Genomic DNA, 12,942 nt, shown 5'->3' on the forward strand with positions numbered 1-12,942 from the left:
AAGGGAAGTGACATAATTAGGGGAGAGAAGAATGAGTAAATTCGGATTGTACGGTAAGTTTATTGTGGAAGAACGTAATCGGGAAGAATTAACGAATATTTTGCTAGAGGCTGCGGAATCGATGAACTCACTTCATAGTTGTGAGGTGTATATTGTAAGTACTTCTGATGACGAGCCGAATGCTGTATATGTTTTTGAAGTGTGGAGTAATGAAGAAGCACATAAAGCATCTTTAATGTTAGAGTCTACACAAAATTTAATTAAGCGAGCAAAACCAATGATTACTGGAGCAGAAAGAATTAGTACTTTGAATGCTAGAGGCGGTAAAGGGTTGGAATAGAAAAGAAGCAGCATCCAGATGGATGCTGCTTCTTTTATTCTATTTCTAAATCAACAATTAAGTAAGCGAGTATCACAACGAAGAAAATGCTAACGGCTGGTGCTGTTAATACGTGTCCAGACATAAAACCGATACCGAGCGATAAGACGAGTGTGCTAGCTAGTAGCATATGCTTTACGCTAAATAGTTTTTTAAAGTTTGTGATGATGCGAATGAATATTTTTATACCGAAATAAAGAAGCGGCAATACGTACATAAGGAAGCCGACAATTCCGAATGCAAAGAATAGGTCGTGGAAATCCATTTCGACTAACTTCGTTTTCGTTGTATAGTTACCAGCGTATCCCATTCCAAATAGTTTTTGAGATAGTGGTGCTTCTTTATAGTATTGTTTATATACTTTTAAAAATTTGTCGCGATCACTGTAAATTAAACTTTTCATTTCAGAGTCTGTTAGTTCGCCTTGCTTATGTTCTTCTTCTTTAATTACTTTTCCTTCTTTTCGGTCTTTTTCTTCTTGTACTGATTTTTTGTATTCATATATTTGTAAATGGATGCTCATGTTTTTTGCGATAGGAGTTTGCGGTGTAAGTACGAGTAACCCTCCTAATACGACAGCAGCAACAACTGTATTTACAAGATATGTGAATCCTTTTCCTTCTTTTTTACGATGTATCATATATTCAATGAATAAGAAGAAAAGAGCGATACCAAGTGTAATAACGATGGCACCATAGCCTACTTTTGTTCCAATCATAATGCTTGCATACATCGCAAGTACAGTTGGAATCCAGTAATACGCTTTTGAGAAAGAAGTTGTTTTATGAACCGAGTATAAGACAACGATTGGGAACATAATTGCGAAAATGGAACTTAAATCATTTCCAGCAAAGAACCATCCTCTTGAACCGATCTTTGAGTTCGGATAGCTTGGGAAATCTGTACCAGTTGCCATAGCCGCGATGATTGAAATACTTAAAATTAACGTTGCATATAAGAAATACGTAATGATTTTATGAAACGCATATTCGTTATTTTTTAATTCTTTTAGTGCGATAATATATCCAAACAGTAGTACAATTGGATATATACTTTTCAAAATAAATTTCACTTCTTCTCCAAATGAAACTGGAGACTTGACCATTAAATTATTCACAAGGCCGATTGCGAGTACAATGCCAAATAGACATAAATAAAGAATATATTTTTTCGCGCCTTGTTGTTTATGATGAAGAAGTAGATAACCTAATGCAAGAAGCATAAAGGCGAAACGGACTACGATTCCAACTGTTGCGCTCATGTGTAATACATAGATTGAAAAAGACGTTAATAAATCTAAGATTGGTTGAAACACAATGAATAGCAGCAGGAAATGCGGGAAGGAGTTATCCGTCTGTTTTAACTTAGTAACCATATGTTCCTCCATTTCTTCATTCCTTTATTTCAGAACCTCTATATAAATAGGAAGGAGAATGAATTTCTATATTTAATTTTTATATCAGACTTAAGAATACACCATTTCATTGTAATGGTAAATAGATGAGGAGAGGCGATAAACCGACTTTAATTGCTATATTTTTTAACGAAATTGTACGTTTTATACAAAGCTATATACACATTCTGAGATTATTAGACAGAAAATTAAGAAAAAAGAAGGGTTTTTTACCTCCTCTCTATAATTATATAAGTATAATCTTTATGTAGAAAAGAGGGGTATATATAATGGAAGTAACAAGTAAAACAGAATCTGTCATTGTGAAATATGAAGGGCACGTTGCAACGGTTATGGTCAATCGCCCAGAGGTGTTAAATGCATTAGATGAGCCAACGTTAAAAGAGTTATTACAAAAACTGAATGAAGTAGCGGAGAGTTCTGCACATATTGTTGTGCTATGCGGGAACGGCCGTGGTTTTTCTGCGGGTGGAGATATTAAATCGATGCTTTCAAGTAATGATGAAAGCAAGTTTGATGGTATTATGAATACTATTTCTGATGTTGTTGTAACTTTATATACGATGCCGAAGCTTGTGATTAGTGCGATCCATGGACCAACTGCTGGTCTTGGATTAAGTATTGCATTAACAGCTGACTATGTGATGGCGGATATTTCATCCATTATTGCGATGAACTTTATTGGAATCGCTTTAATTCCAGATGGTGGCGGCCATTTCTTCCTTCAAAAGCGTGTCGGTGAAAATATGACGAAGCAAATTATTTGGGAAGGAAAGAAATTATCAGCAACAGAAGCGCTTGATATCGGCTTAATTGATGAAGTAATCGGCGAGGATTTCCAAACGGCTGTGAAGCAAAAAATTAGTGAATGGTCACAAAAGCCGATCAAGGCGATGGTTCAAACGAAGCAAATTTTATGTGAAGTAAATCGCTCTAATTTAGAACAAACGCTGCAACTTGAAAAACGTGGCCAATATGCGATGAGAAAAACAGCGGATCATAAAGAAGGCATTGCTGCATTTTTAGAAAAACGTTTGCCGGCATTTAAAGGGGAATAAAGTGAAATTTTAATTAATGGTAGTTTTACTGCCGGTTAAATTAGGATAAAGGGGAGAAAGTGCTAACACATTTTAGTATAATTGTGTTAGCACTTTTTTTAAGGAGTAATATATGAAAAAAATCATCGGTGTTATCGGCATAATTGTCATAGCATATTATGCTTTGCATAGTACACCATCTATGGCGGTACGGACTGCTTTGTTTTTTGAAGGACATCCAAGCGTTGCGTTTTCTGGCGAAGTGACGAAAGAAAAAGATGTGAAAAAAGAAGCGATTCCAGCTGAGTACCAAACTTTATATGGTAAGGAAGAAGAATCAGAGCACTATTTCTTTCCTCACGTAAGGGCGCATGGATCAGGAATTGATATGCTTAGTGCGTGCGTGAAGAAAAAATGGTTTTTCTATAAAGCAGAGCTCGGATGTTATTAAATATAGGAGGTTGAATGATGTCAGCATATAACAAGTTAGTAAGAGATCGTGTTCCAGAGAAGATTTTAATGTCTGGAAAAACATATACAGCACAAAAATTAACAGGACAAGCATACATACAAGCTTTAGCGAAAATTGGAACGGAAGAAATTCGTGAATTCGCTTCTATGAAAGAACGTGAACATGCGCTAGATTCACTTGCGGATGCACTGGAAGTAATTATCTCTTTAGCGCGTGCAGAAGGTGCAACAATTGAAGATGTAGAACGTCTACGAAAGCAAAAAGAAATAGAGCGCGGTGGGTTTGAAAGAGGCATTTATTTATTAGATGTGTCAGAAGAATAGTTTGATAGAAAACATAGTGTTCATGAATAACGCTATGTTTTTTAGTGAATTTTACTACAATTTAGAAAATTAAGCTATATGAGTAGAGGATTTATAGTAAATTCTGTATACTAAATAATAGAAAAAATGAGGAGGAAACGACAATGGCACATCATGCGAAAGAAACGATGGAACTTATTAAGGAGCTTGTCTCTATTCCAAGTCCGTCTGGAAATACGGAGAAAATCATTCGTTTTATTGAAAACTATGTAAGTGAGTGGAACATAGAAACGAAGCGTAACAATAAAGGCGCTCTTATTTTAACGGTAAAAGGAAAAAATGATGCACAGCATCGTTTATTAACGGCACACGTTGATACGTTAGGCGCGATGGTGAAAGAAATTAAGCCTGACGGTCGTCTAAGTCTTTCTATGATTGGTGGATTTCGCTGGAACTCTGTAGAAGGGGAATATTGCGAAATTGAGACATCAAGCGGTAAGACGTATACAGGAACGATTTTAATGCATCAAACATCTGTACATGTATATAAAGATGCAGGTGAAGCGAAACGCGATGAGAAAAATATTGAGGTTCGTATTGATGAGCGTGTCTTTTCAGCTGATGAAGTACGCGAATTAGGAATTGAAGTAGGAGACTTCGTTTCATTCGATCCGCGCGTTCAAATTACAGAGAGTGGATACATAAAATCACGTCATTTAGATGACAAAGTAAGTGTTGCGATTCTATTAAAATTAATTAAGAGATTACAAGACGAAAACGTAACATTACCATATACAACTCATTTCTTAATTTCTAATAATGAAGAGATTGGATACGGTGGTAATTCTAACATTCCAGAAGAAACGGTTGAATATTTAGCGGTTGATATGGGAGCGTTAGGTGATGGACAAGCATCTGATGAATATACAGTATCTATTTGTGCAAAAGACTCTAGCGGTCCGTATCATTATGCACTGCGTAAACATTTAGTAGAGCTTGCGAAAACGAACAATATTGAATATAAAGTAGATATTTATCCGTACTACGGATCGGATGCATCAGCTGCGATTCGCGCTGGATTTGATGTGAAACATGCATTAATTGGAGCGGGTATTGATTCTTCTCATGCATTTGAGCGCACACATGAAAGTTCGATTGCACATACAGAAGCACTTGTTTATTCATATGTATTATCAGAGATGATTACGGAATAAGAAAAGAAATAGGTTGCCAGGGGTAGCCTATTTTTTTGCAGAGAAATCGACATAGATGTATCGATTTAAAACTAGCTTAAACGATTATATTCAACAAAAAGTAAATTAATTGTAATTTATTTTACAATATTAAGAAAGTAGGTTTACTACATAATTCGAGTATTATAAAATGATAGAGGCGCACTAATTTTTTTTGTCTGAGTTTATTTTGATTTATATATTAAGATTACGCGTTATTAAAAGATGATTGTTGAGAGGAGTATTATTTTTTATGAAGTATCGTGCAGTCGCGGCAGGTATTTTAGCCGCAAGTTTATTATCGTCTCCAGTAAGTAGTTTCGCAGCAGCGAAGAAGTTTTCGGATGTTCCTACATGGGCGCAAGAATCAGTTGATTATTTAGTAGGGAAAAAAGCGCTTGATGGAAAGCCAGATGGAACGTTTTCTCCATCGGAAGCAGTAGATAGAGGATCAGCTGCAAAAATCTTAGCAGTCGTTCTTGGTTTACCAATTGATCCAAAAGCAAAACCATCTTTTAAAGATGCACAAAGCCATTGGGCAGCACCGTACATTGCTGCAGTGGAAAAAGCAGGTGCAATTAATGGAGATGGTACTGGTAATTTCAATCCATTCGGCAAAATGAACCGTGCATCTATGGCATCTATGTTAGTACAAGCGTACTCATTAGATAAGAAAATTATTGGAGAACTTCCAACACAGTTTAAAGATTTAGAACCTCATTGGGGTAAGAGCCAAGCTAATATTTTAGTAGCTTTAGAGATTTCTAATGGTACGGGAAATGGCTGGAATCCTGAAGGAACTGTAACGCGTGCAGAAACAGCTCAGTTCATTGCAAAGGCTGATAAAGATAAAACAAATACATCAAAAAGAATGTATATGAACAGAAACTTTATTACATATCATCAACCATCATTATCATCAGGTATTACTGACGTTCAGCATAAGCCACAAATGGTTGAAGTGAAAGAACAAAGAGCAGACGGCTGGTTGAAAATTGTAACAAGTAAAGGTGAGAAGTGGACACCTCTACAAGAAAAAACAGAAACGATTAATGAAGGATTTACTGCTTATGAAAAAGCTTCACATAGTTCTCAAGTGCTAGGTACATATAATGCACAAACAGTAACGATTATGGAAGAGAGTGGAAGTTGGATTCGTATTCGCGTAGGCGCTGGATTCCAGTGGGTTGATAAAAATCAGTTAAATCCAGTGAAGCAAGGGAACTTCTTAGAAGGTAAAGCGATTATTATTGATCCAGGTCACGGCGGAATTGACTCGGGTAATCCTGGTTATTATGAGAAAGAAAGTCAAACTGTATTAGATGTATCATTACGATTAAAGAAAGTATTTGAGCAAAAGGCACCATTTACTGTTATGTTCACTCGTACAGATAATACACGTCCAGGAGTAGACTCAACAGATTCATTGAAAAAACGAGTAGAGTTTGCTCAAAAAAATAATGGAGATATTTTTGTAAGTATCCATGCTAATGGTTCTGAAAAGAAAAATGGACAAGGTACAGAAACATTATATTATCAGTCAGCAAGAGCAAAAGTAACGAATCCGCATGTAGAAGACAGTATGTTATTAGCACAAAAAATTCAAGACCGTCTTGTAGCAGCACTTGGAACAAAAGATCGTGGTATAAGACATCAGGACTTATACGTAACTAGAGAAAATACAATGCCAGCTGTATTAACAGAATTAGCATTTGTAGATAATAAAAGTGATGCAGATAAAATTGCTACACCAAAACAGAGACAAGCTGCAGCAGAAGCGATTTATCAAGGTATTTTAGATTATTACGAAGCGAAGGGTAATAACGTATCTTCTTTCCGTTAATAAATAAAAAGAGATTGCCAATGGCAGTCTCTTTTATTTATTAACGTTTCTCTTTATTTCAGGCATGTGATATCATTTAATTTTACACGAAAAAGTATTGTAGCAATTGTAATTATAACAATTTTAAACGATAGAGGATGGTAATAGATTGAATAATCATAGTAAAACACCTGCATGTATATATACGTATGCATTTCGCGAGGAGGAGCGTGCTTTATGTTACTTGGAAATGCGCTCGTTCTTTGGAACAGAGTCTCACGTTAATATTTTGAAAAGTGATGTCAAAATTGATCCGAGTAGAAGTGCGTTTATGAAAGAGCGCGTTGAGGTTATGTATGAAGGAGACGACTTAGAAAGTATTTTAAAACAAGTGGAACAAATTGATTTGGCGGGGGCGTCATTTAAAGTTATCTTCGTTAAAATCAATGACCTTGGGAAAGAAAATAAAATTGAATATGGGGAAAGACGTCTCATTGAACGTGACCTCGGTATGCATATTGAGGGAGAAGCGGATGTTCGTAATCCAGAGCGTGTATTCGGGATTGTTCCTCTTGGAGGACGTTGGTATTTCGGGCATTATGTAGAAAGTGAACCAGTTTGGTATCATCATATAAAAAAACCGCATAGTTATTCGACATCTCTTAGCACACGTGTTGCGAGATCAGTTGCCAATATTGCTGTACCAAATCCGGATGGAATACGAGCAATTGACCCGTGCTGCGGTATTGGAACAGTAGTAGTGGAAGCACTTTCTATGGGGATTAACATCGTTGGTAGAGATATAAATCCACTTGTGGTGCTTGGAACGAGAAAAAACATCGCACATTTCGGGTTTGAAGGAACAGTAACAAAAGGTCCAATCGAGGAAATTACTGAGAACTACGACGTTGCTATTATCGATATGCCGTACGACTTATTCACGCACGCCACACCAGAAGACCAGCTCTCCATTCTTTCAAGTGCGCGCCGCATTGCTAAAAAGGTAGTCGTTGTCACGATGGAAACAATGGACGACATGATCCATGAAGCAGGATTCGAAATTACAGATCGCTGTGTTACAAGAAAAGGATCATTTACTAGACAAATTCTCGTTTGTGAATAAGAAAAGAAGGTCACCCGTTTGGGTGACCTTTTTTTGCTTTGTGTTGGTGTGTGATTGGTTGGTAGTTTAGGTGGAATTTGTCGGTAAGTCGATATCTTTCCATTAGTATATTACTGTTCTTTTAATTTCTCTTGTTGTGCAAGTAATAAATTGCGTAAGACATGTCCGCGGTAACTTTCTAGTTTTCGCCCTTCGTGATAGCGCACGCCTAATTTTTTTAATTCAGCTACGTACCAGCCCTTTGTTCCGTAATACATTGGATCACTTCCTTTTTGCTTTTGAACAGTATATGTTGGGGGTGGAAGTAACTTTCCATTGAAAATAATAAGCCTAGTTGTATCAAGGTGTTCCATAAAATAGTTTCCGGACCGTGTATAAAAAAATAGACAGTAGTGTATGCTTTTTTACACAATGTATACAAATTTATACCCTATGCGTTGGCATGATATTTGCAATAAAAAGAGTATCAACATATAGGGGAGAGATAGAAATGAAGGTTAGTAAAGTGTACACGACAATTGATGCTCACGTAGCTGGGGAACCGCTTCGAATTATTACAGGCGGCGTGCCAGAAATAAAAGGAGAAACACAGCTAGAAAGACGCGCATACTGCATGGAACATTTGGATCATCTTCGCGAAATTCTTATGTATGAACCGAGAGGACATCACGGCATGTACGGTTGTATCATTACTCCGCCTGCAAGTGCTCATGCTGATTTTGGCGTATTATTTATGCACAATGAAGGCTGGAGTACCATGTGTGGTCACGGCATTATCGCTGTTATTACAGTCGGAATTGAAACAGGTATGTTTGAAGTGACAGGTGAGAAACAGAAGTTCATTATTGATAGCCCTGCTGGAGAAGTGATTGCGTACGCAAAATATAACGGGAGTGAAGTAGAGTCCGTATCGTTTGAAAATGTCCCTTCATTTGTATATAAAAAAGACGTTCCTATTAAAATAGATGACTATGAATTTCAAGTAGATATTGCGTTTGGCGGAGCTTTTTATGCGGTAGTAGACTGTAAAGAATTTGGCTTGAAAGTCAATTTCAAAGACTTATCTGCTATTCAAACGTGGGGCGGTAAAATTAAGCACTACATCGAGAGCAAAATGGAAGTAAAACATCCACTTGAAGAAGGGTTAAAAGGAATATACGGCGTTATTTTCTCAGATGAACCGAAAGGGGAAGACGCAACTTTACGAAATGTAACGATTTTCGCTGATGGGCAAGTAGATCGTTCTCCTTGCGGCACAGGAACTTCCGCAAGAATCGCAACGCTTTTTGAAAGAGATGTCCTACAAAAGGGAGAGATTTTCGTCCACGAATGCATTACTGACGGGAAGTTTGAGGGAGAAGTATTGTCGATAACCGCGGTAGATACATATGAAGCTGTCATCCCAAAAGTAACGGGGCATGCCTTTATTACAGGATTTCATCAATTCGTTATAGATCCGAGAGATGATTTGAATCGGGGATTTTTGTTAGGATAAAGGGAGGAGGTGGAAAGATATGCTAGTCATAAGCGCGAACGAACAAAGAAACTTAGTAAATATGAATGAAGTCATTGAATACGCGGCGCTTGCTTTAAAGGAATTTTCCGCAGAAAGAACGATTACACCAATTCGCGGCTCATTACCTTTTGCGAACGAGAAAAATACGGCCTTAATTATGCCTTCAGTAGCGGAAGGACTTGAGGCACTTGGCTTAAAAGTAGTAACAGTAGTCCCCGAGAACAAAAAGGTAGGAAAGAAAACGATAAACGGGATTGTGATGCTGTCAGACTTTCAAACGGGAGAACCGCTCGCACTTTTAGAAGGATCCTACTTAACGATGATTCGAACAGGGGCCCTATCAGGAGTAGCGACAAAACATTTAGCTCGTCATAACGCAAAAACGTTATGCATAATCGGCACAGGAGAACAGGCGAAAGGGATTGCCGAAGCAGTATTTGCGGTAAGAGACATCGAAAAAGTCATTTTATACAATCGAACAGAAGAAAAAGCATATGCATTTTCGCAATATATACAAGAGAGATTCAATAAACCTGCTTATGTTCACACAAACGCAAATGAAGCAATAAGCGAAGCAGACATCATCGTCACAACTACGAACGCATCCACACCAGTCTTCTCAGAAAAACTACAAAAAGGCGTCCACATAAACGCCGTTGGTTCATTCAAACCGAACATGCAAGAACTACCATCTCACGCCATCGCTAATGCAAACAAAGTAGTAGTCGAATCGAAAGAAGCAGCACTAGAAGAGACAGGGGACCTTCAAGTTCCAGTGCGAGAAGGTTTATTTAAAGCAAGCGACATTCATGCTGAACTTGGTCAAATTATAAGCGGAGAAAGAGCTGGCCGCGAAAGCGATGAAGAGATTACTGTTTTTAAATCGGTTGGTTTGGCGGTAGTGGATATTATTGTTGCGAAGTATTTGTTTGAGAAAGCGGTGGAGCGTGGGGTGGGGAATAGGATTGAGTTTTGAGGGACTGCCTTTTGGTGGTCTTTTTTTGTTTGGTTTGGCGGTCCATATATTTTGGCACATGAAAGTGTATTGAGATTGTGGTGTTCTTTTTGTTTATAATGCCTGAATACATTTCAAATGTGATGTATCATATATTCTGTTGAAATTAAACAAAAATGCAGGTGAGAAACTTTGGATTTAGTTCGAAAATTAACTCATATTTATGGTTTAGGACTTTGCTGTGGGTTGTGGAGTAAAGCTGAAGTAATTCAATGGTGTGATAAATTGATTGAAGCAAGTGAAAATCCACCATATGAATTAATTGAGATATCCTTAATGTCTAAAGCAAAGATAGATGATATGGAAAGGAAGTTATTTGAGTTTAGTAGCACGGTTGATGAAGAATACACTATTAAATTAACTCTTTCCATCATTCATGAAAAACTAAAAGAACATGAACTGACGATTGAAGAATCAATTAAATGCACCACCAGACTTTTAGTCAACAGGGGTGTGCATTGGGAGGTGGAATACTTTGAATTATATGGTCTAGATGATAGCTATGACTTAGCTAAAGATGGTGTTCATTTTGATTTAAGCGAAGTTATTCATACGTATATTGAAACGTTAAGTATTTACAGTAAGTATTTTAGGGGATTTGAAAAGATGTATTTTAAAGTAATGGGAAATGAATGGAGATTTTAATATATATTAGTATTTGATTGGCTTTATTTGTCCCTTATTTCCCAATTGGAGAATAAGGGACAAAGTTTTATGAAGGAGTAAATTTAGACACCAAGTATGCAGCTTTTTTACCATTCCCGCCATTCTTCTGTTATATCTTCTTCGGATTCTAAACCAGCTATTTGTGCTGCTTCATCGATAAATTCATAGAGATCTTCTCTTTCCATTGTTTCGATAAAATGGTTATGTTCGATATTTAGTTCATTTATTTTAATAACGACCTCTTTAACAACTTGCATTACTTCGACTTCGGTTGGATTCTCACCTAATTGCTGTAAGTTGTTAATGTAAGTGTCAAGAACCTTATTTGTTGCACTTATATTTTCTTCAGTGAAAAATTCCCCATCTTCATCATACTCAACCCATGAGGTTGTTGGTTTGTTTTTTTTCAATTCATCAAATGTCATGATAACCTCCTAAATGTTTTTTTTGTCTTTAATTTCATTCTACATTTTCGATCATATATAACAATCATTTTAGCGGAATTTTCTGTGAGTTGATAGTTTTTTAACTCATTTTTTGAGGCTACCTATTCGTGGTCTTTTTATTTAATCATCCTTATATAGATGATATTTATGACTATTCTTTTTGATTATCTGTAAATGCGATGCAGTCGGTCTTAAAGATTCTTCTGCTTTAATGAATTTTGTTTGTAATAGAAAGGAATCTTTAGTCATACAAATTACTTTGCATAATAATCATTAGGATCTTTTGCCTTTATAAAAGTAAAGGCTCCTAAATCCAATTCACTCCTAATCTATTGATGTAGAAGCGAAAAACTCAAGTCAAAATAACTTGAGTTTTCGTTTGTGTATAATAGCATTATTCATCATTTTTAAATCTAGGTTTACTAAAAAATAATGCTGCTACAAAAAATATTGAGGTACATACAATTCCTAACATAGCTTTACCAAGCACTGTGAATATTATTGCTGATAGGGCAGCTAAAAAGAAAAATAGTTTCATCAATGTTTTCATCCTCCCTAAATTACAAAATATTCAATCAATAGATATTGTTATGAATCACATTCATCGAGACAACCAAGGACTGTATTTACTCCCACGATACCGGCAGAGTTTACACATGCATAGCAAGCTGTTCCTGCTGTTGCTGGTACACCAGCGGTACATGAAACTCCACAAGCTGCAAGTAATCCAGCAATTACTAGCATATTTACACCTTTAGACGCTACACAACTTTGAGTACATTTCCATCTTTTTGTCCATCCATATTGAACGGCCTTATCAGTTTTTGGTGCAAGTTCTGTAGTAAGTATATCTGTTCCTTTTTCATCAGCGGATGAATCATTAATCACAGTAGTTAAATCTAAATCGGCAGAACTTGCTAGTTTATTATCGATCCACATCTTAGTAGTAGCTAGATTATCTTTGTTTCTATTAGACTTTAATTCATAAGTGTTTTTTAATTCAACCTTATCAGTAAAAACCATATTAAAGAGTTTAAGTGAATTCACAATTCCTTGATCATCTGTAGTAACAGATGAATCAAAAACAGAATACTCTACACCAAATGGTGTCTTAATTCCTCTTACTAAAAGTTTATCTACATCAATTTCTGTACCACCAACTGGTTTTACAGTTCCTGATGAAATTAATTCTTTAGCTTTCTCCAGTAATTGACCTTTTGTAACATCATCTACTGTAACTTCATTTTCCTTCACTACTTTAGTAGTTTTGAAGAATTCTTTAGTAGCTAAAATAGATTCATCAATTGACAACTGATCATCATTAGTTTTAGCGTACGAAGAATTCATTGGAAAGGAAGCTAAAAGTACCATAGAAAAAATTAGTAAATAAGATAGTAGCTTCTTCATACATAAAACCCCTTTTATTACAATTTTTGAGCGTATTGGAACAACCACCCTAATAAAAGGGTAACATAGATAGTACACCATGTGAAATAATATCCGCCCAAAAAGCAGTGT

Annotated in this window: 15 protein-coding genes; 10 read left to right on the forward strand and 5 right to left on the reverse strand. The window is 36.3% G+C overall.

Translation table 11 applies throughout. The features are described from left to right. Positions 1-31: 31 nt before the first annotated feature. The gene (locus FS742_RS14450; protein ID WP_076535808.1) at positions 32-340 is read left to right on the forward strand and encodes a putative quinol monooxygenase; all 309 of its coding nucleotides are present in this window, start codon (positions 32-34) and stop codon (positions 338-340) included. 34 nt (positions 341-374) lie between these two features. Here the strand turns inward: FS742_RS14450 and FS742_RS14455 are convergent, their stop codons facing one another. Next, complete coding sequence (locus FS742_RS14455) at positions 375-1,754, reverse strand: O-antigen ligase family protein (protein ID WP_144613151.1); 1,380 nt, start codon at positions 1,752-1,754, stop codon at positions 375-377. Between the two features lie 308 nt (positions 1,755-2,062). Between FS742_RS14455 and FS742_RS14460 the strand changes: the two genes are divergently transcribed. The 6 genes from FS742_RS14460 to FS742_RS14485 all read left to right on the forward strand — a co-directional run bounded on the left by FS742_RS14460 (position 2,063) and on the right by FS742_RS14485 (position 7,781). Then, positions 2,063-2,851 carry an enoyl-CoA hydratase gene (locus FS742_RS14460; protein WP_144613153.1) on the forward strand — a complete coding sequence of 263 codons (789 nt, stop codon included), beginning with the start codon at positions 2,063-2,065 and terminating at the stop codon, positions 2,849-2,851. Between the two features lie 112 nt (positions 2,852-2,963). Further along, positions 2,964-3,281, forward strand: a complete 318-nt coding sequence (locus FS742_RS14465) for a hypothetical protein (RefSeq protein WP_144613155.1) — start codon at positions 2,964-2,966, stop codon at positions 3,279-3,281. Between the two features lie 17 nt (positions 3,282-3,298). Beyond that, positions 3,299-3,625, forward strand: a complete 327-nt coding sequence (locus FS742_RS14470; RefSeq protein WP_001277353.1) for a nucleoside triphosphate pyrophosphohydrolase — start codon at positions 3,299-3,301, stop codon at positions 3,623-3,625. A 143-nt stretch (positions 3,626-3,768) separates the two neighbouring features. After that, positions 3,769-4,818: a M42 family metallopeptidase gene (locus tag FS742_RS14475; protein ID WP_144613157.1), complete on the forward strand. Its 1,050-nt coding sequence runs from the start codon at positions 3,769-3,771 to the stop codon at positions 4,816-4,818. A gap of 271 nt (positions 4,819-5,089) precedes the next feature. Beyond that, positions 5,090-6,679, forward strand: coding sequence for an N-acetylmuramoyl-L-alanine amidase (locus tag FS742_RS14480; RefSeq protein ID WP_144613158.1), 1,590 nt, complete (start codon positions 5,090-5,092; stop codon positions 6,677-6,679). A 148-nt stretch (positions 6,680-6,827) separates the two neighbouring features. After that, the gene (locus tag FS742_RS14485) at positions 6,828-7,781 is read left to right on the forward strand and encodes a TRM11 family SAM-dependent methyltransferase (RefSeq protein WP_144613160.1); all 954 of its coding nucleotides are present in this window, start codon (positions 6,828-6,830) and stop codon (positions 7,779-7,781) included. A 110-nt stretch (positions 7,782-7,891) separates the two neighbouring features. On the opposite strand, the gene FS742_RS14490 is transcribed toward FS742_RS14485, so the two are convergent. Continuing rightward, entirely contained in the window at positions 7,892-8,134 is a 243-nt protein-coding gene (locus FS742_RS14490) for a YflJ family protein (protein WP_141478163.1), read from the reverse strand. Positions 8,135-8,271: 137 nt separating this feature from the next. Between FS742_RS14490 and FS742_RS14495 the strand changes: the two genes are divergently transcribed. The 3 genes from FS742_RS14495 to FS742_RS14505 all read left to right on the forward strand — a co-directional run bounded on the left by FS742_RS14495 (position 8,272) and on the right by FS742_RS14505 (position 10,957). After that, the gene (locus tag FS742_RS14495; RefSeq protein ID WP_144613162.1) at positions 8,272-9,276 is read left to right on the forward strand and encodes a proline racemase family protein; all 1,005 of its coding nucleotides are present in this window, start codon (positions 8,272-8,274) and stop codon (positions 9,274-9,276) included. 19 nt (positions 9,277-9,295) lie between these two features. Continuing rightward, complete coding sequence (locus FS742_RS14500; RefSeq protein WP_144613164.1) at positions 9,296-10,273, forward strand: ornithine cyclodeaminase family protein; 978 nt, start codon at positions 9,296-9,298, stop codon at positions 10,271-10,273. A 171-nt stretch (positions 10,274-10,444) separates the two neighbouring features. Then, positions 10,445-10,957, forward strand: coding sequence for a protein kinase (locus FS742_RS14505; RefSeq protein ID WP_144613166.1), 513 nt, complete (start codon positions 10,445-10,447; stop codon positions 10,955-10,957). A 107-nt stretch (positions 10,958-11,064) separates the two neighbouring features. On the opposite strand, the gene FS742_RS14510 is transcribed toward FS742_RS14505, so the two are convergent. The 3 genes from FS742_RS14510 to FS742_RS14515 form a co-directional block, all read right to left on the reverse strand. After that, the gene (locus FS742_RS14510; protein WP_144613168.1) at positions 11,065-11,403 is read right to left on the reverse strand and encodes a hypothetical protein; all 339 of its coding nucleotides are present in this window, start codon (positions 11,401-11,403) and stop codon (positions 11,065-11,067) included. A gap of 415 nt (positions 11,404-11,818) precedes the next feature. Continuing rightward, positions 11,819-11,965 (reverse strand): hypothetical protein, encoded by a 147-nt coding sequence (locus FS742_RS27590; protein ID WP_161491745.1) that lies wholly within the window; start codon positions 11,963-11,965, stop codon positions 11,819-11,821. Positions 11,966-12,012: 47 nt separating this feature from the next. Beyond that, complete coding sequence (locus FS742_RS14515) at positions 12,013-12,831, reverse strand: hypothetical protein (protein WP_144613170.1); 819 nt, start codon at positions 12,829-12,831, stop codon at positions 12,013-12,015. Between the last annotated feature and the right edge of the window lie 111 nt (positions 12,832-12,942).

Origin of the sequence: Bacillus cereus (assembly GCF_007678085.1) — a bacterium.
Lineage (GTDB): Bacteria > Bacillota > Bacilli > Bacillales > Bacillaceae_G > Bacillus_A > Bacillus_A cereus_BE.